The 25,143-nt window shown below is 68.2% G+C and carries 20 protein-coding genes and 1 pseudogene; 8 read left to right on the top strand and 13 right to left on the bottom strand.

Features of this window, described 5'->3' with window-relative positions:
- Positions 1-61 precede the first annotated feature (61 nt).
- Both ACFQ36_RS04440 and ACFQ36_RS04435 read left to right on the top strand, forming a co-directional pair.
- Complete coding sequence (locus tag ACFQ36_RS04440; RefSeq protein WP_377011023.1) at positions 62-736, top strand: amino acid ABC transporter permease; 675 nt, start codon at positions 62-64, stop codon at positions 734-736.
- Positions 733-1,620, top strand: coding sequence for an amino acid ABC transporter permease (locus tag ACFQ36_RS04435; RefSeq protein ID WP_377011021.1), 888 nt, complete (start codon positions 733-735; stop codon positions 1,618-1,620). Before ACFQ36_RS04440 ends, ACFQ36_RS04435 begins: the two co-directional genes overlap by 4 nt.
- A 170-nt stretch (positions 1,621-1,790) precedes the next feature.
- Here the strand turns inward: ACFQ36_RS04435 and dapE are convergent, their stop codons facing one another.
- A complete protein-coding gene (gene dapE / locus ACFQ36_RS04430; RefSeq protein ID WP_377011019.1) occupies positions 1,791-2,882 on the bottom strand; it encodes a succinyl-diaminopimelate desuccinylase in 1,092 nt (363 codons plus the stop codon).
- A 226-nt stretch (positions 2,883-3,108) separates the two neighbouring features.
- Here dapE and dapD point away from each other — a divergent pair, with 226 nt between their 5' ends.
- Together dapD and ACFQ36_RS04420 are read left to right on the top strand one after the other, a co-directional pair.
- A complete protein-coding gene (dapD, locus tag ACFQ36_RS04425; protein ID WP_377011017.1) occupies positions 3,109-4,077 on the top strand; it encodes a 2,3,4,5-tetrahydropyridine-2,6-dicarboxylate N-succinyltransferase in 969 nt (322 codons plus the stop codon).
- A gap of 18 nt (positions 4,078-4,095) precedes the next feature.
- Positions 4,096-4,941, top strand: a complete 846-nt coding sequence (locus ACFQ36_RS04420) for a hypothetical protein (RefSeq protein WP_377011015.1) — start codon at positions 4,096-4,098, stop codon at positions 4,939-4,941.
- A gap of 18 nt (positions 4,942-4,959) precedes the next feature.
- Here the strand turns inward: ACFQ36_RS04420 and ACFQ36_RS04415 are convergent, their stop codons facing one another.
- A complete protein-coding gene (locus tag ACFQ36_RS04415; protein WP_377011013.1) occupies positions 4,960-5,571 on the bottom strand; it encodes a hypothetical protein in 612 nt (203 codons plus the stop codon).
- 163 nt (positions 5,572-5,734) lie between these two features.
- On the opposite strand from ACFQ36_RS04415, the gene galE reads away from it, so the two are divergent.
- The gene (gene galE, locus ACFQ36_RS04410; RefSeq protein WP_377011011.1) at positions 5,735-6,748 is read left to right on the top strand and encodes a UDP-glucose 4-epimerase GalE; all 1,014 of its coding nucleotides are present in this window, start codon (positions 5,735-5,737) and stop codon (positions 6,746-6,748) included.
- A gap of 140 nt (positions 6,749-6,888) precedes the next feature.
- Here the strand turns inward: galE and ACFQ36_RS04405 are convergent, their stop codons facing one another.
- From ACFQ36_RS04405 to fdxA, 3 genes are all read right to left on the bottom strand, one after another.
- Positions 6,889-8,172, bottom strand: coding sequence for a citrate synthase (locus ACFQ36_RS04405; protein WP_377011009.1), 1,284 nt, complete (start codon positions 8,170-8,172; stop codon positions 6,889-6,891).
- A 165-nt stretch (positions 8,173-8,337) separates the two neighbouring features.
- Positions 8,338-9,465, bottom strand: a complete 1,128-nt coding sequence (gene dapC / locus ACFQ36_RS04400) for a succinyldiaminopimelate transaminase (RefSeq protein WP_377011007.1) — start codon at positions 9,463-9,465, stop codon at positions 8,338-8,340.
- Between the two features lie 2 nt (positions 9,466-9,467).
- Positions 9,468-9,791 carry a ferredoxin gene (fdxA, locus tag ACFQ36_RS04395; protein WP_377011005.1) on the bottom strand — a complete coding sequence of 108 codons (324 nt, stop codon included), beginning with the start codon at positions 9,789-9,791 and terminating at the stop codon, positions 9,468-9,470.
- 115 nt (positions 9,792-9,906) lie between these two features.
- On the opposite strand from fdxA, the gene ACFQ36_RS04390 reads away from it, so the two are divergent.
- Complete coding sequence (locus ACFQ36_RS04390; RefSeq protein WP_377011003.1) at positions 9,907-10,134, top strand: hypothetical protein; 228 nt, start codon at positions 9,907-9,909, stop codon at positions 10,132-10,134.
- 8 nt (positions 10,135-10,142) lie between these two features.
- On the opposite strand, the gene ACFQ36_RS04385 is transcribed toward ACFQ36_RS04390, so the two are convergent.
- The 3 genes from ACFQ36_RS04385 to ACFQ36_RS04375 all read right to left on the bottom strand — a co-directional run bounded on the left by ACFQ36_RS04385 (position 10,143) and on the right by ACFQ36_RS04375 (position 14,650).
- Positions 10,143-10,613, bottom strand: coding sequence for a hypothetical protein (locus ACFQ36_RS04385; RefSeq protein WP_377011001.1), 471 nt, complete (start codon positions 10,611-10,613; stop codon positions 10,143-10,145).
- Positions 10,614-10,703: 90 nt separating this feature from the next.
- Positions 10,704-12,626, bottom strand: a complete 1,923-nt coding sequence (gene typA / locus ACFQ36_RS04380) for a translational GTPase TypA (protein ID WP_377010999.1) — start codon at positions 12,624-12,626, stop codon at positions 10,704-10,706.
- A gap of 182 nt (positions 12,627-12,808) precedes the next feature.
- Positions 12,809-14,650, bottom strand: a complete 1,842-nt coding sequence (locus ACFQ36_RS04375) for an ABC transporter ATP-binding protein (RefSeq protein WP_377010998.1) — start codon at positions 14,648-14,650, stop codon at positions 12,809-12,811.
- Between the two features lie 65 nt (positions 14,651-14,715).
- On the opposite strand from ACFQ36_RS04375, the gene ACFQ36_RS04370 reads away from it, so the two are divergent.
- Positions 14,716-15,336, top strand: a complete 621-nt coding sequence (locus ACFQ36_RS04370; RefSeq protein WP_377010996.1) for a PH domain-containing protein — start codon at positions 14,716-14,718, stop codon at positions 15,334-15,336.
- Positions 15,337-15,346: 10 nt separating this feature from the next.
- Here the strand turns inward: ACFQ36_RS04370 and ACFQ36_RS04365 are convergent, their stop codons facing one another.
- The 3 genes from ACFQ36_RS04365 to ACFQ36_RS04355 all read right to left on the bottom strand — a co-directional run bounded on the left by ACFQ36_RS04365 (position 15,347) and on the right by ACFQ36_RS04355 (position 19,961).
- Positions 15,347-16,441: an ABC transporter permease gene (locus tag ACFQ36_RS04365; protein ID WP_377010995.1), complete on the bottom strand. Its 1,095-nt coding sequence runs from the start codon at positions 16,439-16,441 to the stop codon at positions 15,347-15,349.
- Complete coding sequence (locus ACFQ36_RS04360; RefSeq protein WP_377011056.1) at positions 16,438-17,973, bottom strand: ABC transporter permease; 1,536 nt, start codon at positions 17,971-17,973, stop codon at positions 16,438-16,440. Before ACFQ36_RS04360 ends, ACFQ36_RS04365 begins: the two co-directional genes overlap by 4 nt.
- Before the next feature lie 185 nt (positions 17,974-18,158).
- Positions 18,159-19,961, bottom strand: coding sequence for an ABC transporter family substrate-binding protein (locus tag ACFQ36_RS04355; protein ID WP_377010992.1), 1,803 nt, complete (start codon positions 19,959-19,961; stop codon positions 18,159-18,161).
- A 561-nt stretch (positions 19,962-20,522) separates the two neighbouring features.
- Here ACFQ36_RS04355 and ACFQ36_RS04350 point away from each other — a divergent pair.
- On the top strand, positions 20,523-22,856 hold the full coding sequence (locus ACFQ36_RS04350; protein WP_377010991.1) for a chromosome segregation ATPase: 2,334 nt from the start codon (positions 20,523-20,525) through the stop codon (positions 22,854-22,856).
- A gap of 292 nt (positions 22,857-23,148) precedes the next feature.
- Here the strand turns inward: ACFQ36_RS04350 and selB are convergent, their stop codons facing one another.
- Both selB and ACFQ36_RS04340 read right to left on the bottom strand, forming a co-directional pair.
- The gene (gene selB, locus ACFQ36_RS04345; RefSeq protein WP_377010990.1) at positions 23,149-24,936 is read right to left on the bottom strand and encodes a selenocysteine-specific translation elongation factor; all 1,788 of its coding nucleotides are present in this window, start codon (positions 24,934-24,936) and stop codon (positions 23,149-23,151) included.
- Between the two features lie 2 nt (positions 24,937-24,938).
- Positions 24,939-25,143 (bottom strand): annotated as a pseudogene (locus ACFQ36_RS04340) (L-seryl-tRNA(Sec) selenium transferase); the annotation flags it as partial.

Genomic DNA, 25,143 nt, shown 5'->3' with positions numbered 1-25,143 from the left:
GTCCGTCAGCATTGGCGGACGGACACCGCCGGACCAATTTCCGATCCGGAAGAGGTGACTCGTGGATCGCTTCCTCTCGCTGTTCCAGGACTATGACATCCTGGGCGCGTTCTGGGCGAACATCCAACTGACCTTCTGGGCTGCCATCGGCTCCTTCATCCTGGGCACCATCCTGGCCCTGATGCGCATTTCGCCGGTGCCCAGCTTCCAGTGGGTGGGTGCGGCATACGTCAACGTATTCCGAAACACGCCGCTGACCATCATCATCGTCTTCGGCGTCCTGGGGCTCTACAGCCAGCTGCAGGTCCAGCTCAGTGACAACTTCAACCTGAATTTCTTCCGGTTGGCCGTCGTAGGCCTGACCGTCTACCACGCTGCGTTTGTCTGCGAAGCCATCCGCAGCGGCGTCAACACGGTGCCGCTGGGCCAGGCCGAAGCCGCCCGCGCCATCGGGCTGAGCTTCTTCCCCGCCGCGTGGCTGATCATCCTGCCGCAGGCCCTGCGCGGGGCGGTGGCACCGCTGGGCAACGTGCTGATCGCCCTGATCAAGAATTCGACGGTGGCCACCGCTGGCTCCGTCGCGGAAACCTCGGGGCTGATGCGGAACATGCTCGAATTCAACGGCGACATGGCACTGGGGATCTTCCTGATCTTCGCCATGGGGTTCGTCATCATCGTGATCCCGGTCGGCCTGCTCACGACCTGGCTTTCCAAGAAACTGGCGGTGGCCCGATGAGGATACAGTCCGTACTGTTCGACGCCCCGGGTCCGCGGGCCAGGCGGAGGATCATCATCGCCAACATCATCGGCGTGCTGGTCCTGCTGGCCGTGCTGGTCTTTGTTCTGGTGCGCTTCGCCGCACAGGACCAGCTGACGGCCGACAAGTGGAACCCGTTCCTGCAGGCGGATACGTGGCTGAACTTCCTGCTGCCGGGCCTGATGGCCACGCTCAGGGCCGCCGTGGTCGCCGTCATCACCTCGGTGATCTTCGGTCTGGTCTTCGGCATCGGACGCTTGTCCCACCTGGCTCCGGTCCGCTTTGTCTGCTCCGTCGTCGTCGAGTTCTTCCGCGCGGTCCCGGTGCTGCTGATGATGATCTTCCTGTGGATCGGCGTGTCCAACCTGCGCATGGTCCCGCCCGCGGACGTCCCGTTCATCGCCGTCGCCACCGCGCTGACCCTCTACAACGGCTCGGTTATCGCGGAGCTGGTCCGCTCCGGCGTCCATTCGCTGCCCAAGGGCCAGCGCGAGGCGGCCCTTGCAATCGGGATGACGCGCCAGCAGTCGCTGCGCTACATCGAGATCCCGCAGGCCCTCGTGGCGATGCTGCCGGCGCTGCTGAGCCAGTTCGTGGTGATCCTGAAGGATTCGGCGCTCGGCGCGATCATCACCTACGTCGAGCTGCTCAACGAGGGCCGGCGGCTTGGCTCGGCCGAGGGCAACATGGTTCCGGCGCTGCTGGTCACTGCCCTGATCTTCATTGTGATCAACTTCGCCCTGACCTCGCTGGCGCACCGCCTCTCCGGCTACCTCGGCTCCCGTACCGCAGGCCGGAGCGCGCAGGCTTCGCCAACTCCGAACCTGCTGCCAGGCCAAGGCGCCGCCGCAGAGCGCACCTGATCCCGGTCAGCACTTCGCCGCCTCCCGCCACCCGCTTCGCCGCGTCACGCCTTCCCGCCGCTCGCAAGCTCACGGCGGGTCCCTCGGCGCTAGCTGGCGGCGGGACCCTCGGCTGCTAGCGCTTCGCAGCCTCCCGCCACTCGCTTCGCTCGCGGCGGGACCCTCGGCTGCTAGCTGGTCAGCCAGGTCCGCAATGCGGCCAGGCAGGTGCGAATGGCCTCCGCGCTGACGTGCTCGTTGTCCGTGTGGGCCAGCAGGGCGTCGCCGGGACCAAAGTTCACAGCAGGGATGCCCAGCTCGCTGAAGCGCGCGACGTCGGTCCAGCCGTACTTGGGCTTCGGCGCCGCGCCCACCGCGCGGACGAAGTCCGCCGCTGCCGGATGGTCCAGCCCCGGCCGGGCCCCGGCGGCGGCGTCGGTACGGACAACGGCGAAGCCCTCCAGCAGCTCGCGGACGTAGGCCTCGGCGTCGTCGGGGGTCTTGTCCGGCGCGAAGCGGTAGTTGATCTCGACGACGGCATGGTCCGGAATCACATTGCCGGCGGTGCCGCCGTGGATCCGCACCGCGTTCAGGCTTTCCCGGTAATCCAGCCCGTCCACGGTGACCGTGGCCGGCTCGTGGTCCCGCAGCCGGACCAGGATCTCGGCCGCGGCGTGGATGGCATTCTGCCCCATCCAGGCCCGGGCCGAGTGGGCTGCCTTGCCCACCGTGCTCGCCTCCAGGCGGAGGGTGCCGTTGCAGCCGCCCTCCACGGTCCCGTCCGTCGGCTCCAGCAGGATGGCGAAGTCCGCGCGCAGCAGCTCGCGGTGGTTGCGAACCAGCCGGCCGAGGCCGCTGAGCGAAGCCTGGACTTCCTCATGGTCGTAGAAGACATAGGTCACGTCCCGGGTGGGCTCGGCCAGGGAGGCCGCCAGCGCCAGCTGCACGGCAACCCCGCCCTTCATGTCCGTGGCGCCCCGGCCGTACAGCACCCCGTCCTGCCAGCTGGACGGCACCGTGCCCCGGGAACCAGGTGCCGTCGGCAGCGGCACCGTGTCCAGATGCCCGGCCAGGATCACCCGCTCGGCCCGGTCGAGGTTGGTCCGGGCAATGATTGCGTCTCCGTCCCGGAGCACCGTCAGATGGCCCAAGGCGCGCAGCGCTGTCTCGATGGCATCGGCCAGGGCTGCCTCATGGCCGGAAACGCTCTCGATATCGATCAGGGCCGCGGTCAGCTCGGCGACGTCGGAATGCAGGTCCAGGCCGGACAGGGAAATAGTCACTCCCCTAGGGTACCCAGTGCCACCGTTGCCCTCGCGGCGGGTCCCCGGCAAGGGAGGGATGCGAGGGTCCCGGTGTGGCGACGAAGTCGACACGCCGGGGCATCCCGCCCGCTAGCGCCTACCGGCCTCCCCGTGCCTCCCCCACACGCTCCGCGTGCGGGGACCCCTGGCCGCCCTCTTGCCCGCTTCGCTCGCGGCGGGTCCCTCGGCCATTAGACTGGAATCCATGACTGAGAGCACCACCGCTGACGCTAATATCCGCACTGCCCACGGCACGGGCCTGGCCACTGTCGCCTCGAACGGGACCATCCTCGACGTTTGGTACCCGCGTCCGATGCTCGGCAGCGCCGCCGCCCCCGACGACGACGCCGAACTGGCAGCCATTGCCGCCGACGGCGAGGACACCGCACGCGGCACCCGGCTGGAGGTGGTCAGCCGCAGCATCGACCTGGACGTGCCCCCGGCGGACACCGCTGATGCCTACCTGCGCCTGCACCTGCTCTCCCACCGGCTCGCCGCCCCCAACACGTTGAACATGGACGGCATTTTCGGCCTGCTGGCCAATGTGGTGTGGACCAACCACGGCCCCTGCGCCGCCGAGGACTTCGAGGCCGCCCGCCTGCGGCTGCGCCGCCGCGGCCCGGTCACGGTCTACGGCGTGGACAAGTTCCCGCGGATGGTGGACTACGTCATTCCGTCCGGGGTGCGCATTGCCGACGCCGACCGCGTCCGGCTCGGCGCCCACCTGGCCGCCGGCACCACCGTCATGCACGAAGGTTTCGTCAACTTCAATGCCGGCACGCTGGGCACCTCGATGGTCGAGGGCCGGATTTCCGCCGGCGTCGTCGTGGCCGACGGCTCCGACGTCGGCGGCGGCGCCTCGATCATGGGCACCCTCTCCGGCGGGGGCAAGGAACGCATCACCATCGGCGAGCGGGTGCTGCTCGGTGCCAACTCGGGCGTGGGCATCAGCATCGGGGACGACTGTGTGGTCGAGGCCGGGCTTTACGTCACCGCAGGTACCCGGGTGTCCCTGGTGGACGCTGCGAGCGGGGACAGCCGCCAGGTCAAGGCTGCGGAGCTGTCCGGCGTTTCCAACCTGCTCTTCCGCCGCAATTCGGTCACCGGCGTCGTCGAGGTCCTGCCGCGCAAGGGCCAGACCGTCGAACTGAACGCAGCCCTGCACGCCAACTAACCGGCAGCAATTTCCACAGTGGTACGGGCACGGCGGCGGCGCGGCATGATCGCGCTGCCGCTGTGCCTCCTGCTGGCCGGTGGCGGCGCCTATGCGGCGGTCCGGTACATCCAGGAGTCCCAGACGCTGGTTCGGGAACGCTGCACCGCCGTCGCCGGCGCCGAGAGCTTCGACCTGGCGCCGGACCAGGCAGCCAACGCCGCACTGATTGCGGGGATTTCCGTCCAGCGCGGCCTGCCCCCGCGCGCCGCCTCCATTGCGCTGGCCACAGCCATCCAGGAGTCCAAGCTGCGCAATCTCGACCACGGGGACAAGGCAGGGCTGGATTCGCGCGGGCTGTTCCAGCAGCGCCCGTCCCAAGGCTGGGGCAGCGAAGCGGAGGTGATGGATCCGGTCTACGCAGCCAACAGGTTCTTCACCGAATTGGAGAAGGTGGACGGCTATGAACAGATGGCCGTCACCGAGGCCGCGCAGCGGGTCCAGCGCAGTGCCTACCCCGCGGCCTATGCCGACCATGAGGCCGAGGGCAGGGCCTTCGCGTCCGCCCTGACCGGACAGTCCCCCGCCGCGCTGGACTGCGTGCTCAAGCGGCCTACCGCCGCCGGCGACCCGGCCACCGTCCAGGCCCACCTGTCAGCGTCCTATCCGGGGCTGGATCAGGTTACCCGTGACGGGACCGTGACGGTGGCGGCTGCCGGCGCCACCGGCTGGGCAGTGGCACAGTGGGCAGTGGCCTCGGCCGACGAGCTCCAGATCGAGTCCGTGGCCTACGCGGGCCTGGGCTGGACACGGCGGGACGGCGGCTGGGAGCCGGGCGGCCCAAACACCGGAAACGTAGTGATCACACTGGCCGGCGAGCCCTGAGCCGGCAGCGGCACCGGCTCAGACCAGCAGCTCGATGATCGGCTGGATGTAGCTGCGGAAGTCCTGCTCGTCGTCGAGCAGCGTCTGGGACAGCAGCACCCGGTCCGGCTCCACATACCAGGCGCGCGCCTCACACAGCGGCAACTCGATCAGCTTCAGCTCGAAGCTGCGGGCGCCGCGGCCCAGCTCCATCTCCCGGTCCTGGACCAGCCGGTCGATGAGCTTGTCCCGGCCGCTGGCCTCGCGTTCCTGGGCCAGCAAGTTATAGTCGCTGATCCGCTCGCGCGCCCAGGTGATCGCCGCGCCGAAGTGCGCCTGCAGCAGCTTCTGGAGCGCCGGGCTGTCCGCGAAGGCCGGGAACGACGGCGGCTCGAGGGCGGACATGATCTGCCGGTCTTCCGCCAGCAGCAGAGACCACCACTGCTCCCATTCGGTGCGCAGCGCCCGTGTCCCGCCCACGTGGGAAGTAAGCTGGCGCGGATCCGCCCGGCGCACCTCCGGCCTGGCGCCGCACAAGGCGGGGGTTCCGGCTCCTGTCAGCCCGGCAACGTCCTTCAAATACAAGGCGATAAGCATCTGTCCGGAAGTGTCGGAGGTTATCCGCCACCCCGGTCCGCCGGTCTGATGCATAGTGGCAGGAATCCTTTCGCGCCAGTGCGGTGATAGATCAACTGTAGACCCTGGACCCGGGGGCGGCCACCGTGCCCCGTCCGTCGCCTGCCGTTAGCGCCCAGCCCGCCTCCCACCCCTCGCTTCGCTCACGGCGGGGCCCTCGGCGGCTACGCTGGAAGACATGAAAATACTGGTCACCGGGGGAACCGGCTACATCGGCTCGCATACCACTCTCGCCTTGCTCGAAGCCGGGCACGACGTCGTCGTCGTAGATAACCTGTCCAATTCCAGCCCCGAATCGCTCCACCGGGTCCAGGAGTTGTCCGGCCGAAGCGCCCGCTTTGACAAAGTCGATCTGCTGGACGAGGCCGGGCTCGTCGAGGTCTTCGAGGCCGAACGCCCCGAGGCCGTCATCCATTTCGCCGGACTCAAGGCCGTTGGCGAGTCGGTGACCCAGCCGCTGAACTACTACCACAACAATGTCAGCGGCACCCTGAACCTGCTGCGCACCATGGAGGCGCACAACGTGCGCAACATCGTCTTCAGCTCCTCAGCCACCGTCTACGGGGCACGCGAGGAAATGCCGCTGACCGAGGACATGCCGCTGGACGCAACCAACCCGTACGGGCGGACCAAGGAGCAGATCGAGGACATTCTCACCGATCTGGGTTCCTCGGACGCGCGCTGGCGGATCGCGCTGCTGCGCTATTTCAATCCGGTGGGTGCACATGAATCCGGCCGGATCGGTGAAGACCCGACCGGTGTGCCGAACAACCTGCTGCCGTTCGTGGCCCAGGTGGCCGTGGGGCGGCGCGAGAAGGTCCGTGTTTTTGGCAGCGACTACCCAACCCCGGACGGGACAGGCGTGCGCGACTACATCCACGTCGTGGACCTCGCCGCCGGGCATCTGGCCGCCCTTGGCTACATCACGGACAACCCGGGAGTGCACCGCTGGAACCTGGGCACCGGCAAGGGTTCCTCAGTGCTTGAGGTGCTGGAGGCCTTCGGCCGGGCCGCCGGACGGAAAATCCCCTACGAACTCACCGACCGCCGCCCCGGCGACGCGGCCGTCAGCTTGGCGGACCCGTCCGCGGCGCGGGCGGACCTGGGCTGGATGGCTACCCGCGACCTGGACGCCATGTGCGCGGACCACTGGCGCTGGCAGAGGAACAACCCGAACGGCTACGCGGACTGACACGCCTTCCCCTACCGGCTTGCCACAGCGCGGCGTTTCCACCGCCGGGAAGGTCGTGACGTGGCAAGCGGACCGGGGGCGGGAAGCGAAAGGCCCCGGATTCCTCCGGGGCCTTTCCATGTCCTGATGCCGTTCCGGCGTCAGCGGACCGGGTAGTTGCGCTCGTGCTCGCCGACGTAGAGCTGGCGCGGGCGGCCAATCTTGGTCTGCGGGTCCTTGATCATCTCGCGCCACTGGGCGATCCAGCCGGGCAGGCGGCCGATCGCGAAGAGCACCGTGAACATCTTCTCCGGGAACCCCATGGCCTTGTAGATCAGGCCGGTGTAGAAGTCCACGTTCGGGTAGAGCTTGCGCTCGATGAAGTAGTCGTCGGCCAGTGCCTTTTCCTCCAGGCGCAGGGCGATGTCCAGCAGTTCGTCGTTGCCGCCGAGCTTGCCCAGGATCTCGTGGGCAGTGTACTTGACCAGGCGGGCACGCGGATCGTAGTTCTTGTACACCCGGTGGCCGAAGCCCATCAGGCGCACGCCCTCTTCCTTGTTCTTGACCTTCTCCATGAACTGCTCGGGGGTCTGGCCGGTGGCCTGGATCTGGCGGAGCATGTTCAGCACGGCCTCGTTGGCGCCGCCGTGCAGGGGACCGAAAAGCGCGTTGATGCCGGCGGAGATGGACGCGAACATGTTCGCGTTGGAGCTGCCCACCAGGCGCACGGTGGAGGTGGAGCAGTTCTGCTCGTGGTCCGCATGCAGGATCAGGAGCAGGTCCAGGGCCTTGACCACCGTCGGATCCAGCTCATAGGGCTCGGCCGGCAGGCCGAAGCTCAGGCGCAGGAAGTTCTCCACCAGGTTCATCGAGTTGTCCGGGTACAGCAGCGCCTGGCCGATGGACTTCTTGTGCGCGTAGGCGGCAATCACCGGGAGCTTGGCCATCAGCCGGATGGTGGACAGCTCCACCTGTTCGTCGTCGAACGGGTCCAGCGAATCCTGGTAGAAGGTGGACAGCGCGCTCACCGCGGAGGAGAGCACGGGCATCGGGTGCGCGTCCCGCGGGAAGCCGTTGAAGAAGCCCTTGAGCTCCTCGTGCAGCAGCGTGTGGCGGCGGATCCGCTGGTCGAAGGCCTCCAGTTCGGCCGGCGTCGGCAGGTTTCCGTAGATCAGCAGGTACGAGACCTCGAGGAAGGTGGAATGCTCGGCCAGCTGCTCGATCGGGTAGCCCCGGTAGCGCAGCACGCCGGCGTCACCGTCGATGTAGGTGATCGCGGAAGCGGTGGCCGCGGTGTTCATGAACCCGGGGTCGAACGTGACGGCACCGGTCTTCTTCAGCAGCTGCGAAACGTCGTAGCCGTCGTTGCCTTCGGCCGCCTTCAGCCGCGCGAGTTCCAGCTCGCCACCCGGATAGCGCAGGGTGGCACCGGTTTGCTCAGTCATTGAATCCCCTTCAGGAGGTGTTCGAAACCAACTGCGCACGCCGCGGCCCGATCGGAGCCGTAGCCGTACACACTCGGGTAAAACGCTACCCGCACCGCGTCCAAGTTATCTAATCGGCAAGTCATTAACCGGTCATTTATGCGGCCGGAGCGGGCGCCGCACGGATCAGCCCAGGCGTTCCACCGCGGCGTCAATGCGCTCGTCCGTACCGGTCAGCGCGACGCGGACGAAGCCCTCGCCGTGCTCCCCGTAAAACACGCCGGGCCCGACGACGATCCCCTGCTGCGCGAAGCGGTCCACGGTGGCCCAGGTGTCCTCCCCCGCGGTGCCCCACAGGTACAGCCCCGCCTCGGAGTCGTGGATCTGCAGGCCGAACTTCTCCAGTGCCGGCAGCAGACGTTCGCGCCGGCCGCGGTAGAGGTCCTTCTGCGCCTGCACGTGGGCATCGTCCGCCACCGCGGCGGCCGTCGCGGCCTGGACCGGGGCCGGCACGATCATCCCGGCGTGCTTGCGGCTGTTCACCAGATTGGGCATCAGCGCCCCGTCGCCGGCAATGAACGCCGCCCGGTAGCCGGCCAAATTCGACTGCTTGCTCAGCGAATAGACGGAGAGCAGGCCCTCGTGGCTTCCCTGGGCAACCTCCGGGTCCAGCACGCTCGGCACGGTCTCCCCGCCCCGGGCCGGGTCCCACGGCCCCCAGCCCAGTTCCGCGTAACACTCGTCCGAGGCCACGACGGCGCCCAACTGCCGGGCCTGCTCCACAATCCGGCCCATGGACTTCTTGTCCCGCACGCTGCCGGTGGGATTGCCCGGTGAATTCACCCAGACCAGGCGGACCTTGGCGCGCACCGCCGGATCCAGCTCGTCCAGGTCGTCCCCGGCTACCGCCTCGGCTCCGGCCAGCCTCGCCCCGATGTCATACGTCGGATAGGCAACGCGCGGACGGACGACGACGTCGCCGGCGCCCAAGCCCAGCAGCAACGGCAGCCAGGCCACCAGCTCCTTGGAACCGACGGTGGGCATGATCGCCTCCGGATCCAGGTCCGGAACGCCGCGCCGGCGGGCGTACCAGCCGGCGATGGCCTCGCGGACCGCAGGCGTGCCGTGCGTGGTCGGGTAGCCGGGGGCATCCGCCGCCGCCTTCAGCGCGGCCTGGACAATTTCCGGGGTCGGATCCACGGGCGTGCCGATGGACAGGTTCACCACGCCGCCGGGGTGCCGGGCTGCCTTCGCCGCAAAGGGCTGCATGGCGTTCCACGGATAGTCCGGCAGCTGCAGGCCAAACTGCTTCATGCTCAGGCCTGGTTCTGCGGCGGCAGGACGGCGATGACCGGATGGTCCTTGCCGGTATTGCCGAGCTTGGCCGCGCCGCCGGGCGAGCCCAGGTCTTCGAAGAACTCAACATTGGCCTTGTAATAGTCGGCCCATTCTTCCGGGACATCGTCCTCGTAGTAGATGGCCTCCACCGGGCAGACGGGTTCGCAGGCACCGCAGTCTACGCACTCATCCGGATGAATGTAGAGGGAACGTTCGCCCTCATAGATGCAATCAACCGGACACTCTTCAATACATGCCTTGTCTTTTACATCCACGCACGGCTGCGCGATTACATACGTCACGGACCTGCACCTTTCCTCATGATTTTGCGCCTGGTTCTGCGTCACCCATGGCGCCATGACCATTATCCAACAGTGCGCCGGGCCTTCCGTACCATACCTTCCGTACCATAAAGGGGTGAAACCCGTCCCGTTCCTGCTCGCCCTGGCCCCGGGAACCCGCGTGGTCATCCGCTACCGGATCGAGGGAGGCTTCACCGATGCCCTTGGGGAACTGGTGCGCGCCGGACCCGCCGATTGCGTGGTCCTCACGCGCCGGGGCGAGGTGGCCGTGCCGCTGGAACAGGTGGTGGCGGCCCGCCAGGTGCCCCCGCCCCCGCCGCGCCGGCCGGCGCGCCAGCACTGAGCGGCACCCTAATCCCGCCCGTCCGGCTTCAGGGCCCAGGCGGAGACGGCAACGGCGAACACCGTGGCCAGCGCCAGCCCGAGCACCCAGATCTTCCCCGCCAGCGCCACCGCAAGTTCGGGCCGCGCCGACGTCGCGGTGATAATCAGCGGCTCGCGGCCCATCCCGGTGGCCATCAACCCGACCAGCACGTAGGCGACAAACCCGGTCACGCCGGCCATGAATACGTTGCGGGCCTTCAGCCCGGCCCACACCATCAGGGCCCAGGCGAACACCAGCGCGGCCACCGCGCCCCAAGGATAGCCGATGCCGCCCACGTAGAGCAGCTGGCCGTGCAGGCTCGTGCCGAGGACGGCCGCGACGATGCCGCAGACGACGCTGAGGCCCAGCCCCGCCAGGCCGCGGCGCCCTCCGGCCGGTTTAACTGCCGGAGGCAGCCCGCCGGCGTCGGTTCCGGCGGGCTGCCTCTCGTTACTCATGGCTCCTAGCGTAGTAGCCGGACGGCCCGGCCCTGAAACCGGCCCGGCCGCCTCCCGCCGCCGCACGCCCGCGGCGGGGCTCCTCGGCGGCTACGCTTTGGCGCGGGCGCGGTTGGCCTTCAGCCGCTCGTTGGCGTCCAGGATGACCTTGCGGATCCGGATGGCTTCCGGGGTGATTTCCACGCACTCGTCCTCGCGGGCGAACTCCAGGGACTCTTCCAGGGTCAGCTTCTTCGGCGGGGTCAGGCCCTCGAAGCTGTCGGCGGTGGAGGACCGCATGTTGGTGAGCTTCTTTTCCTTGGTGATGTTCACGTCCATGTCGTCCGCGCGGGAGTTCTCGCCGACGATCATGCCCTCATAGACCTCGGAGGTCGGCTCTACGAAGAAGGTCCCGCGCTCCTGCAGGTTGATCATCGCAAACGGGGTGGCCACCCCGGCCCGGTCGGCGATCAGCGAGCCGTTGGTGCGGTACTCGATCTCCCCGGCCCACGGCTCGTAGCCGCCGGCGTAGGAGGAGGCGATGCCTGCGCCGCGGGTCTCGGTCAGGAACTTGGTGCGGAAGCCGATCAGGCCGCGGGCCGGGACGGTGAATTCCATCCGGACCCAGCCGGTGCCGTGGTTGGCCATGTTGGTCATGCGGCCCTTGCGCGAGGCCATCAGCTGGGTGACGGCGCCGAGGAATTCCTCCGGCACGTCGATGGTCATGTGCTCGATCGGCTCGTGGACCTTGCCGTCGATCTTCCTGGTGACCACCTGCGGCTTGCCCACGGTCAGCTCGAAGCCCTCGCGGCGCATCTGCTCGACCAGGATGGCCAGCGCCAGCTCGCCGCGGCCCTGGACCTCCCAGGCATCCGGGCGCTCGGTCGGCAGCACCTTCAGGGACACGTTGCCGACCAGTTCCTTGTCCAGCCGGTCCTTGACCTGGCGCGCGGTGACCTTGGCGCCCTTGACCCTGCCGGCCAGCGGCGAGGTATTGATGCCCACGGTCATGGAGATGGCCGGGTCGTCCACAGTGATCAGCGGCAGCGGCTTGGGGTTTTCAAGGTCGGTGAGCGTCTCGCCGATCATGATGTCCTCGATGCCGGCCACGGCGACGATCTCGCCCGGGCCGGCGGATTCGGCCGGCACGCGCTCCAGGCCCTTGGTGGCCAGCAGTTCGGTGATCTTGACGGTCTTGAGCGTACCGTCGTGGCGGGCCCAGGCCACCTGCTGGCCCTTGCGCAGGGTGCCGTTGAAGATGCGCAGCAGCGCCAGGCGGCCCAGGAACGGGGAGGCGTCCAGGTTGGTCACATGCGCCTGCAGGACCTCGCCTTCGTCGTAGGACGGGGCCGGGATATGCTTCAGGATCGCCTGGAACAGCGGTTCCAGGTCCTCGCTGTCCGGAACGGTGCCGTCCGCCGGCTGCTCCAGCGAGGCGCGGCCCTCGCGGCCGGAGGCGTAGACCACCGGCACATCGAGCACGGAGTCCAGATCCAGGTCCGGCACCTCGTCGGCCAGGTCCGAGGCCAGCCCCAGCAGCAGGTCCATGGAATCGGCCACGACGCCGTCGATCCGGGCATCCGGGCGGTCCGTCTTGTTGACCACCAGGATGACCGGCAGCTTGGCGGCCAGCGCCTTGCGCAGCACGAAGCGGGTCTGCGGCAGCGGGCCCTCGGAGGCATCCACCAGCAGCACGACGCCGTCGACCATGGACAGCCCGCGCTCCACCTCGCCGCCGAAGTCGGCGTGGCCGGGGGTGTCGATCACGTTGATGGTGATCGTCTTGCCCTCGGCGGCGGGGCCGGAATAGAACACCGTGGTGTTCTTGGCCAGGATGGTGATGCCCTTCTCGCGCTCCAGGTCGCCGGAGTCCATGACGCGCTCTTCCACCTCCCCGTGGGTGGAGAAGGCGCCGGTCTGGCGCAGCATGGCGTCAACCAGGGTGGTCTTACCGTGGTCGACGTGGGCAACGATAGCGACGTTGCGAAGGTCGCTGCGGACGGCGCTCTGCGTCGACGCGGTCATTTCAGACATGCGGTATTACTCTTCCATGGTTATGTGGCTTCCTGGGCCTGCGGCAGCGGCCCGCCGAGCGATTCGGCGGAGCGGCTCCAGTGCAGCCTGCCAGCACCTCCCGGATGCGGGTAGGCACTCCATTCTACGGCCCGGCGCGGCAATCGGCCCAATTGGGCGCCGGACCGCGGAACCGGCCGGCCTCAGGCGGACTCGGTGGCGAGCAGCCGGGCGCGCAGTTCGCGGCGTTCGCGCTGCCGTTCCGGATCCGGCAGCGGCACGGCCGCCAGCAGGCGCTGGGTGTACGGTTCCTGCGGATTGCGCAGGATTTCGTCCCGGGTTCCCTGCTCCACGATCCGCCCGCGCTGCATCACGCAGATCCGGTCCGCCAGCACGTCGATCACCGCCAGGTCGTGGGTGACGAACAGGCAGGCGAAGCCCAGCTCCTGCTGCAGGTTCCGGAACAGCTCCAGCACCGCCGCCTGCACCGAGACGTCCAGTGCCGACGTCGGTTCGTCCGCCACCATCAGCTTGGGCTGAAGTGCGAGGGCGCGGGCGATGCCCACGCGCTGCTTCTGTCCGCCGGAGAGTTCGTGCGGGTACCTGTTGCGGTAGGTTCGCGGCAGCTGGACCTGGTCCAGCAGCGTCTCGATCCGGTGCTGCAGCGCTGCCCCCTTGGCCATGCCGGCCAGGTACATCGGCTCACCGATGCTCTCGCCGATGGGCAGCCGGGGGTTCAGCGAGGAGGCCGGGTCCTGGAAGACCATGCCCACCTGCCGGCGCAGGGACTGCAACTGCCGGCGCGTGGCGCCGGCGATTTCCTGCCCGGCCACCTTCAGCGATCCGGCCGCCACCGGCAGCAGTCCGACGGCGGCGCGGCCGATCGTGGTCTTGCCGGAGCCGGACTCCCCGACCAGCCCGAGGACCTGGCCCTGGTGGATGGCCAGGCTGGCGCCTTCCACCGCGCGGAAGGCCGGCACCCGGCCCTGCTTCGGGTAGTCGATGGCGACGCCGGCAAGCTCCAGGACGGGGGTCCCGGCCGCCTTTGCCGCTTCCGCCTCCGCCTGGGCCAGGGCCTGGGCGTTCTCGCGTTCCCGACGGAGCAGCTCGGCCTCGTCCACGGCCTCCAGCGTGACTCCGGTGGCTGCCGCCAGCGCCGCGTTGATGTCCACGTCCTCGCTGCCGGCTCCGGAACCGTCTTTGGCGGTGCCCAGGTGCGGCACGGCCGCCAGCAGGGTCCGGGTGTACTCGTGCCGGGGATTGTTGAAGATCTCCACCGCTGTGCCGGTCTCCACAATCCGGCCGCTGCGCATCACGGCGATCCGGTCCGCCAGGTCCGCCACCACGCCCATGTCGTGCGTGATCAGCACTATGGCGCTGGCCAGCTTGGTGCGCAGGTTGCGCAGCAGGTCCAGGATTTCGGCCTGCACGGTCACATCCAGGGCGGTGGTAGGCTCGTCCGCGATCAGCAGCTTCGGGTCGCAGGAGAGGGACTGGGCGATCATGGCGCGCTGCCGCTGGCCGCCGGAAAGCTGGTGCGGGTAGGACCTGAAGGCCTTTTCCGGGTCGGGCATTTCCACCAGCTCCAGCATCCGCAGGGCGCGCTCCCTGGCCGCATCCGGCGAGATGGCGTTGTGCAGCCGGATCGTCTCCACGATCTGGAAGCCGATGGTGTAGACGGGGTTCATGGCCGTCATCGGCTCCTGGAAGATGACCGCCACGTCGTTGCCGCGCAGCTGGCGCAGCCGGGCCGGGCTCAGGCCCAGGATTTCCCGGCCGTTGAGCTTGACGCTGCCGCGTATCCGGCTGTTGGACGGCAGCAGGCCCAGCAGCGCCATCGAGCTGGCGCTCTTGCCGGAACCGGACTCGCCCACGATGGCGAGCACCTCGCCGGCATTGACCTCGTAGTCCAGGTCGACCGCCGCCGGCACCCATTCCCTGTCCACGCCGAAGTCCACGCACAGGCCGCGGACCTGCAGCACCGGGACCTGCCCGGCGCCTCCTGCGTCGGGGGCCGCGTCGGGAATGTCGAAGAAGTCGGTCATGGCTGCAGTTGTCCTTCCACCCGGTGCTGGCAGTGCCCGGTCCAAAATCCTGAAACGATGGAGGCATGGCTACCCACGAAACCGAGGCGCGCACGGTCTTCCGGCCGCGGTCGGCCCCCTGGCTGACCGGCAGCGTGTGGCTGCTGGCCGCCATTGGCCTGGCCGTGTCCGCAGCCGCCTACGGGGTGGCCGGGCTGGTCCGGACCACCCCGCTGGCGACCCTGGCCTACCTGACGTGGTGGCTGGCCTGGTATCCGGCCGTCGTCGTCGGCGAAGCGCAGGTGACGCTGCGCAACCCGCTGGCCACCATCAAGGTTCCGTGGGACGCGCTGGTGACCGTGGACACCAAGTATGCCCTGACGCTGGTCACCCCGCGGCGGAAGTATTCCGCGTGGGCGGCACCGGCACCCGGGATCTTCGCCCTGTACCGGGCACGGGCCGACCATGCCAGCGGCCTGCCGGAAACCACCTACGGCCCGGCCGGCTCCATCCGGCCGGGCGACCTGTCCCACACGGACTCCGGCGCCGCCGCCTACCTGGTGCGCAAACGCTGGAGCGAACTGCTCGCCGACGGCACCGTGGAAGCCGGCGCCGCCGATGCGGCCAGGGTGGCCGTGCGGCCGAACTGGCTCCCGATCGCCGTGGCCGTGGTGCTGCTGGCCGCCGGCGCGGCGGCCCTGGCCTGAGCGCACCGTCCTACGCATCGGTCAACTGCCCGGGACCGGACGGCATCTGTACCGGCGTCTGGACCGGGGCATCCTTGGCGCGCTTGGCGTTGAACTTCTTCTGGCGCGGGTCGAAGGCGTCACGCAGCCCGTCGCCGATGAAATTCACGCAGAGGCAGATGGCCACGATAAACACGCCGGGCCACCAAAACAGCCAGGGCCGGGTGGAGAATGCCTCCTGGTTCTGGCTGATCAGCAACCCCAGCGAGACATCCGGCGCCTTCACGCCCATGCCGATGTAGGACAGGCTGGTCTCGAGCAGGATGGCCGAGGACATGCTCAGCGTCACGCTGACAATGATCACGCCGACGGCGTTGGGCAGGATGTGCTTGAAGATGATGCGGGCGCTGGAGGCGCCGGCGATGCGCGCGGCGTCGACGAACTCGCGTTCGCGCAGCGACAGGAACTCGGCACGCACCAGGCGGGCCAAACCGGTCCAGACCGCGGCGCCCACGAACAGCCCGAGGATGTACGGCTGGACTCCGGCCGCCACGCTCTGGCCGGCCACCTTGCCCAGCACCGCCGCCAGGATGATCAGCGGGATGATGATCACGATGTCGGTCAGGCGCATGAGCACGGTCTCGACCCAGCCGCGGAAGTAGCCCGCGGCGGCACCGACGACGACGCCGATGAAACCGCTGACGATGCCGATGATGAACATGACGGCGGTGGAAATCTGGATCCCGCGCATGGTCTGCGCAAAGGTGTCGCGGCCCAGCCTGTCCTGGCCGAAGGGATGCTCGCCCAGGCTGAACGGGAACAGCCGCAGGGTGGGGGCGCCGCCGTTGACCAGGTCATTGACCTGGTTGTGCGTGTACTTCCACCAGCCCGGGATGCCGAAGGAACCGCCCGCGCTGTACGCGAGCACCAGGATCAGCACCAGCAGCACCAGGCTGATGATGGCGGCGGTATTGCCCAGGAACCGCTTGCGGACAATCTGGCCCTGGCTCAGGCCCGCCTTTTCCCCGGGCGCCGTCCCGGACCTGCGGGGCTTTCCGGGCCTGGGGACCTTGGCCTGCTTCAGGGCCTTGGCCAGGGCCTTGTCTGCCTTCGTGGTGGTTGTCATGCCTTTACCCTCACTCGCGGATCCAGCGCGGAGTAGACAAGGTCCGCGATCAGGTTGAATGCCAGCGCCACGATGCCCGTGACCAGGAAGACACCCATGACGGGGTTGGGATCGACCCTGTCCAAGGACTTCACGAACAGCTGCCCCATCCCGGCGAAGGCGAACACGTTCTCGGTGATCACCGCCCCGCCGATCAGGCCGCCGATGTCGAAGGCGACGATGGTGGCGATCGGGATCAGCGCGTTCCGGAAGGCATGGCGCATCACCACCGTGCGCTCGCTCAGGCCCTTGGCCCGCGCCGTGCGGATGTAGTCCATGTTCATGATTTCCAGCATCGATGAACGCGCGTAGCGGCTGTACGAGGCCAGCGAGATGAGCAGCAGGGCTATGGTGGGCAGCAGCAGGTGGGTGAACGTGTCGAGGCCGTGGATCCAGAAATCGCCCCGGAGGTTCGGGGTCTCCGAACCGATGGTGGCGATCGGGCGGCCCTTGATCCGCGAATTGTCCACGTAGGCCGGCCAGGCCTGCATGAACCGGTCCAGCAGGATCAGCCCGCCGGTCAGGAAGGCGGTCACTGCCGCGGCGTTCATGTTCTGGCGGCGGTCGTAGCCGCCCGTCAAATAGCCGGCGGCCAGGCCGACCAGGACCGTGGCCACGGCCAACAGGAAAATCATCAGGCCGGTAGCCTGCGCCAGCAGGGGCTGGACCGGAAAGTAGAGCACGACGCCGACACCCACGCTGGCCAGTGCCGCATAGAGGGCCTTGCGGTTCTTCAGTCCGGCGGTGAGCAGCGTGATGCCGAAGGCGATGGCGACGCCGGTGACGGCGATGACCACCAGGCCCAGTCCCGGGGCGGCGAACCACTCGGTCACGGAGAGGAGCCACAACACCACGGCCGCCAGCGCGAAGCCGATTCCGGCCGCCCCGAGCCGGCGCAGCAGCGTGCCGGAGGCACAGACGAACCACACGGCGGCGCTGACCAGCCCGATCAGCAGGATTGCCTGCGGCGGCACCTGGGGATTGCGCAGGAAATTGTTGAAGCCGATGGCGGCGAATTCCTTCAGCAGGACCGCCACCCAGAACACCGGCAGGGAAAAGAACAGGAACGCCATGAACGTCACGCCGTAGTCCAGGGTGCTGTACTGCCGCAGCGCGGTGACGATGCCGAGCGAAACGCCGATCACAATCGCCAGCACCGCGGCGGCGCTGACCAGCAGGATCGTCATGCCCATGGCCCGGCCGAGGGCCTCGGTCACCGGCTGGCCGTTGATGGCATAGCCCAGGTCGCACCGGGCCGGAATGAGGCAGCGCACCGCCCCGCCCAGCCACTGGAAGTAGCGCACGGGAGCAGGAACGTCCAGGTCCAGCAGCTCGATGCGCTGCTGGATCAACTGCTCCTTGTTCGGCGCCGGGGAATCCCGCAGGTCATGCAGGGGGTCGCCGGAGAGCGCGGTCAGCTGGTAAACGACAAACGATGCCCCGAGCAGGATGAGCACGGCGGTGAACAGCCGCCGCACGATGTAGGTCACCATGGTGCGCCTTAACCTCAATCCCATGCGGATCCTGCGGATCCGCATTGTCACAGCGAGTTTAATCCAGGTTACAAACGGCCGGAATGGCGAAGGCGCCGGGACCATGGTGCTCGCGGTCCCGGCGCCTCGCGTCCGGTTCAGGAAAACATCGGAATCACCGGTTCAGGCGGCAATCAGCCTGCGGCCTAACCCTTGACGCCCCACTCCCAGAAATTCCAGAAGACGCCCGTCTGGTTGGGCTGGTACTTCACGCCCTCCACGCGGTCGCTGTTGTACGCGTCCAGGCCCACCGACTGGAAGAGCGGCAGTCCGTAGAACGACTCCCACACCAGCTTGTCGATCTTGGTGACCAGCTCGTCCTGCTTCGCCTTGTCCGTGGTGACGATCAGCTCATCCATCAACCTGTCGGCTTCCTTGTTGGAGAAGCCGTTGAAGTTGGAGCCGGCGTTGGTCTTGAAGATCTGCGGCACGTTGGACACCCCCACGCCCGGGGAGGTCCAGCCGAAGATGGCGGCGTCGTAGGTGCCGCCGCCGAGCGCGCTGCCCCAGTCCGAGGCGCCCAGGCCGCCGTCGACGATCTTGAAGCCGGCCTTCTCCGCGGATTCCTGGATCAGCGAGTAGGCATCGACCCGGTTCGGGTTGTCCTTGTTGTACATGATGCGCACTTCGGGCTTCTTGCCGTTGAGCAACCGCTTGGCACCTTCGATATCCACGTCGGCGTACGCAGAGGAGCCGTTGGACTCCGCGGACGCCTTGTAGGGCTCCTGGGTGGGGATGAAGAACTGCGAATTCAGCGGGGCGGCATCTTCCTTCAGCGGCTTGACGATGCGGTCGACGATCGCCTGGCGCGGCACGGTCTTCAGGAACGCCTGGCGGACATCCGCGTCGGCAAAGACGCCGCTGAAGTTCAGGTCGATGTGGTCGTAGGCGAGCTGGTCCTCGACATCGACGGTCACGCCGTCGATGGCCTTGAGCAGCTCGACGGTGTCCGCCGACGGCTGCGGGGCAATGATGTCCACCTCGCCGTTCTTGAGCGCCTGGACCTGGTCCGGGGCGGCGCCGATGAAGCGCACGGTGATCTCGTCAACCTTCGGCGCCGGGCCCCAGGTGTAGGACTCGTTGCGCACGAGGGTGATCGACTGGTCCGGCGTGATGCTGTCCACGATGAAGGGGCCGCTGGAGAGGTAAAGCGAGGAGTCGCTGGGCAGGGACTTGGTGTCGAAGCCGGTGTTCCAGACGTCGGCGACCTTCTTCAGCTGGGCATTCTCCTTGGCCGGGTTCCCGGGGTCGCCCTTCTTCAGGCCCTGAATCAGGTCGACAAGGGCCTGTTCGTCGGCCAGTCCGGCCTTCTCGGCCACCACATGGGCCGGCAGGCCGATGCCGCCGTCGCTGAGGCCGCCGAAGGCGATTTCCCAGTCGGCGTACGGCTTGGAGTAGGTCAGGGTGATGGAGCGGCCGCCGTCGCCGACCTCGGGCTGCTTGGTCAGGTTCAGGCCGCTGGTGTCACCGGCGAAGTCGAAGTAGTTGGTGCCGGAGGTGACCTTGCCGTTCTCATCGGTCTTGGCGTCATTGGCAAAACCGGACTCGACCAGCCAGTTCAGGAGCAGGTCCCCGGCGTCAATGGCATTGCCGTCGGACCATTTGACGCCTTCCTTGACGGTGTACTTCACCACCAGCGGATCGTCGGAGACCTTTTCGTAGGTGCCGAATTCCTCGTTCCGGACGACATTGAGCTCGTTATCGATGTGGTAGAAACCGCCGCGCGTCATGTACGCGATCTTGCCGTTGATATCGACATTGCCCTTGGCGGAATCCGAATTGAACGAGCTGAACGCATTGGTTTCGGCGACGCTGATGGATCCGCCGGTCTGTGAGCCACTGGCACTCTCCGTAGCGCTGGAACCGCCTCCGGCCGTGGCGCAGGCGCTCAGTGCCAAAGCCGCAGCCGCCGCGACACCGATAGCTTTGGAAGTACGTCCGAAACGCATCCCGCCTCCTTGAGTCTGAATGTAGATAATGTCCCAAGCACTTGCACAGGGACTGGCACGCGCCTTCATAGTAGCCGCCGTCCGGCAGTCAATCACTCACGCCGTGCCCCACATGCCTAAGAGAGTAGCCGCGGCGGGGAACCAGCGGTATAAAAGAGTCACTTCAAAAATGGATCGTTATGGAGCTGCAACGGAAACCGCCGGCGGCCGGCTCCCCGGCGGGCGGCTATTCTCCGTCCTCCGGCCGTTCCGCTTCGGGAAGCGGAACGGCCGGAGGACGGAGAAGCGGAGCGCAGCCCGTGTCCGCCATCGGCAATAGCAGCCAGCGGCGTCCCGCGACGCCGGTGCCGAGATGAGCCGGCTGATTCCCACCAGCGTTCCCGGCAGAGGAATTCCAGCCCGAAGGCAAGCAGCCCGCGGATACGGCATCTGGAACGAGTAGTCATGCCCCTGATTCCAGTAACTGCTACTCATGCCAACCGACGGCGGCGAAATTAAGGTTTAACCGGGATGCGGCCAGGGCCGGCCGCGTCCATTTCATCTTGCTTGGGGGACTCAACAATGCCTAACACTGCCGCTCCATCCGCCTCCGCCCGGCGCGTGATTTGCGCCCTGGTGCTGCCAGGCATATTCAGCGGGATGCTGGCCTTCGCCCCACAGGCGACCGCCGCAACCGATACCGGTTCGGGAATCTGCAGCGCGGTGGCGAACCAACTGGCGCACCGCGGCAGTGTGCAGGAGAACCTGCTCAAGGCGGCCGTGCGCAAGAACGCCGATCTCATCGCCAAGCTGCAGGCCGAACGTGCCGGGCTCAAAGACACCGCCGCTGCCTTGGCCCGGCAGATCGACGCCAGCACCGAGGCCATCGCCGCTCTGGAGGCAGAGGGCGAGAAGCTCGCTGCCGGCCTCGAGGCTGCCCACAGACAGCTCTCCGAGGTACAGGCTGAACAGTCCGCGACCGCGCAGGCGGCTGTTGACGCGGAACAGATGCTTGCACGCCTCCAGGCCGAGAGGGCAGCTGTGGAAGGGCAGCTGGCGCCGCTGCAGGAACAGCTGGCCACGGCCCGGGCTGCTGCTGCACAGCTGAACACGCAGGCCCGGAACCTGGACACGCAGATCGAGGCCAAGCAGGAGCAGCTCGACACCGCCATGCACCAGCTCGCCCAGCTTCAGGCCGAGGCCAAGACCGCAGAGGACGCACTCGCGACACACAACTCCGCAATCACCGAAGCGAAGGCGGAGCTGGCGGTACTGGCCGATGCGGCAGAGGCTGCCGCCGCGGACGTTTCGGCCGCCATGCAGTCGGTCCACGACGCCGAAGCCGAACTCAAGCGGCTCGAGGAGGCCGGAACCGCGGCCCGGGCCGAGCTGGAGGCGCAGCAGGAGAAGATCAGCGCCTCCAAGGCGAAGCTGGCAGTGTTGCAGGACGAGGCCGGCACCGCTGCGGATGCCCTCGCGGCGAAGCAGACGGAGGTCGACGCGGCGCGGACCGAGCTGGCAGCACTGGAAAACCGCGCCCAGGCGGCCACCGGCACCCTCGAGGCAAAGAACGCCGAAATCGCCACGGCGCAGGAGGAACTGGCCAAGCTGCAGGAGGACGTCCGGGCAACGGCCGGCGCGCTGGAAACCAATTCGGCGAAGGTCGCGGCAGTCAACGGGCAGATCGCCGTGCTGCAGGAACAGATCGGCGCCAAGAACGCGGACATCATAGCGAAACAGTCCGAGCTGAAGACAGCGCAGGAGGACCTGGAAGCACTCCAGGCCCGCAAAGCGGCACTCACGGACCAGATCGCGTCACTGACGGCGCAGATCGACGCCATCAAGGGCAACTCCCAGGCCAAGCGGGACCTGATCGCCCAGCGGGCCGAGAAGGAGGCCGAACTCAGCGTGGTGAACGCCCGGATCGCGGACAAGAACGCGCTGATCTCGGGGCTGCAGGGCGACCTGACCGCGCTCCAGGACCAGGTCAATTCCCTCAACTCCCAACTCGCCGCCAAGCAGCAGGAGAGCATGCAGCTGCAGCAGCAGGGCGCGGAGCTGCAGGCCGAGCTGACGGCCGCCAAGACCTCCGCGGCGGCCAAGGAAGGGGAGATCAAGGCCCTGCAGGGCCAGCTGCCCGCGCTACAGGCCGAACTGGACAATGCCCGGGAGGCCGCCGCCGCCAAGGAGCGCGAACTCGCGACGCTGCAGGACCAGGTCCCTGCGCTGCAGGCCGCGGCCGATGCCGCCGCGGACGCGGTGGCCGCCCAGGAGACAGAGGTCGCGGAGCTGGAAGCGGCGTTGCCGACCCTCACCGGGAATGTGGCTGAAGCTGAAGACGCCATCGCCGCACAGAAGTCGGTGCTCGAAGGCCTCCAGGGTGAGCTCGCGAAGGCCGCGGCCGCCCTGGATGCCGCCAATAACGCCGTCGGCTCGAAGACGGCCGAGATCGCCGCACTGACGGACGAACTGCCGGCACTTCAGGCCAAAGTCGATGGCTCGAACCAGGCGGTAGCGGCCAAGCAAGGCGAGATCGCCACGCTGAACAGCGAGACGGACAAGCTGGTGGCCGCCCTCGCCGGCCTGAACTCCCAGATCGCCGTCGCGGAGCGCGAAGTCCTGGCCCTGCAGGACCGGGTCGCGCCGCTGCTGACCCAGCTCAATGGCCTCAACGGCGAGATCAGCGCCGGTGAGGCTGAGCTCAAGACCTTGCAGGGGCAGCTCACGGCGCTCGACACGCAGCTCACCGACGCGCAGGCGATACTGCGCGGGCTGGAGGCCCAGAAGAAGACGAACAAAGAGGCGGCCGTGGCGCAGCGGGCCAAGGTCAAGGCACTGGAGGACGAACTTCGTGCCGTCCAGGCCCGGATCAACTCCATCGACGGGCAGATAGCGCTCGGCGGCTGCACCGCATGAGCGTCGCGCCGCGAGCCTGCCTGCCGAACTGGCAGCCGGGCTCGCGGCGTGCCGCCGGCCGAGCGACTAGATGTTGAAGCGGAACTCCGCCGCGATCCGCAGCGGAGAAATGTCACGCGACATGAGGGGCGCTCCCGACCCAGCGCCATGACAACCACGAACTCATCTACAGCGTGCACGTACCTGACGGCATCCCGCCGGTAGAGGCAAGAGCGGCATCTGCCCCTTCCCCAGATCCCCAGAAGCGCCAACGGGTACCGCCACGCGCGTCCTCCCGTTCCCGCTTCCAATCTCAGGCGATGGTGCGCCGGGTCGCGTCGAGTCGCCGGGTCCAGCCGCGGCTGTCGAGGTACTCCAGTAGCGGGATCGCGACCCGCCGGGTGGTGCCCAGCGCCTTGCGCGCCTCACTGGTCGTGAACGGCTGGGGCAAGGCGGCAAGCTCGCGCATGGCCAGGGCAGGTGCCCGCGGCAGCAGGACGACGCCGTCGCCGAGCCTCAGCAGACGGCCGCTGCGCTCAGCTGCCGCCAGTTCGCGGGCGCCCAGGCCGAGGGCATTCAGGTCGTGGGCTTCGGGGGCAGCGAACGGCGCAATCTTCAGCCGGTTCTCCAGCGCGCCGATCCCGGCCTCGGCCGCGCCGAGGTCCTGGCGCTGCCCTGGGAGATTGATGAAGCCCGCCCGGTGCTCCAGTCCCGCTTCCCGGACAACCGCATCCAGCAGCGCGCCGCCGGCCGGACCGATCAGGTCCCGGGCGGCTCCGCGGGAGAGCCCGGCCGCCAGCGGGTCCTGCTCGGCGAGTTGCTCCACGGCGCTGCGCAGCCGCCGTCGCCACGCGTCGAAGACCGGTTCGTGCACCCACCACTCGCCGAAGGCCCTCACCCCGCCGGGCACCCGGGCCAGACCGGAAACACCCATCCGGCGCAATTGTTCGACACGGACCGCGCCCCGGCGGGCTACTTCCGTCAGTGCGTCCCCGCCGGGTGACATGGCTGCGAGGACCCCGGCCCGCCGGCTGCTGTCGCCGCGGCGGTCGAGCGCGGGCGGTTCGACGTCGAGAATCTGCGCCCCGGCCAAGACCGATCGGCTACCGGTCGCCCGCAGCACCAGACGGTCGCCCAGTTCGAGGGGAACCCGACGGTCGAGGGTCAGGCGGGCGTGGTCCGCACCGAACGGGCGCATCCGGCCCGGCACGGCGGCGGTGCCAATGTGGACGAGCAGTTGCCCTGGCGCGTCCGCGAAAGAGGCACCCATGGTGCGCCGGACGTCCACGGTGTCCACCAACGGCCAACTATCCTCGGCGAGGAGAACGTCGCCGCGATGGATGGCGTCAGCGGACAGCCCGGACCGGAGGTTGACCGCAACGCGGCTGGTGGGGCCGATGGAGCCAGCGGCCAGGTTGCAGCTGTGCAGGGCCCGCACCGACACCGGTCTGACGCCGTCGTGGCCGACGAGCAGCAAACGGTCGCCCTGGGCGAGCGTGCCAGCCGTCAAGGTTCCGGTCACAACCGTTCCGGCACCGCTGATGGTGAACGACCGATCGATCCACAACCGGACGCGGGCGTCTGGCTCCGGTTCGGGCAAGGACGTCAGCATGTCATCCAGTGCGCTGCGCAGCTCGTCGAGTCCGGTCCCGTCGACCGCGGACACGATGACGGCCGGCGCGTCGCGCAGCCCGGTGCCCTCGAGTTCGGCCCGCACCCGCGCGAGTACCTCGTCTGCACCGCCGGGTGCGCGGTCACTGCGGGTCAGCACTATGATCCCGTGGCTGATCCCCAAGGCTGCAATGGCGTCGCGATGGTCGCCGGACTGGGCCTGCCAGCCTTCATCGGCGGCGACGACGAAACACACGGCGGGCGCCGGCCCCAGCCCGGCCAGCATATTGCCGAGGAATCGTTCGTGCCCGGGGACGTCCACGAACGCCACATCCCTGCCCGATGCCAGCCTGGTCCACGCGAACCCCAAGTCAATCGTCAGTCCGCGGCGGCGTTCCTCGGCCCACCGATCGGGCTCCATCCCGGTCAGCGCGCGCACCAGGGTGCTCTTGCCGTGATCGACATGCCCGGCGGTGGCCACCACGAACATCTTCAGCTGCCTTCGGTTCCGAGCGGTTCGCCGGCGTGCGCCAGGGCTGCCCGCACCGCGTTGACCAGCCGTTCATCGTCGTCCTCCGGGATGCACCGCAGATCCACCAGGCAGGCGCCGCCGTGGACCCGGGGCAGCACCGCCGGACTGCCCGTGCGCAGCAGCCGGGCCGCGCTCTCGGGGAGCCGGAGGGCCCAGCCGGGCAGC

The organism is Arthrobacter sp. GCM10027362, assembly GCF_042679445.1.
Lineage (GTDB): Bacteria > Actinomycetota > Actinomycetes > Actinomycetales > Micrococcaceae > Crystallibacter.
This window is presented reverse-complemented; position numbering and strand designations above follow the sequence as displayed.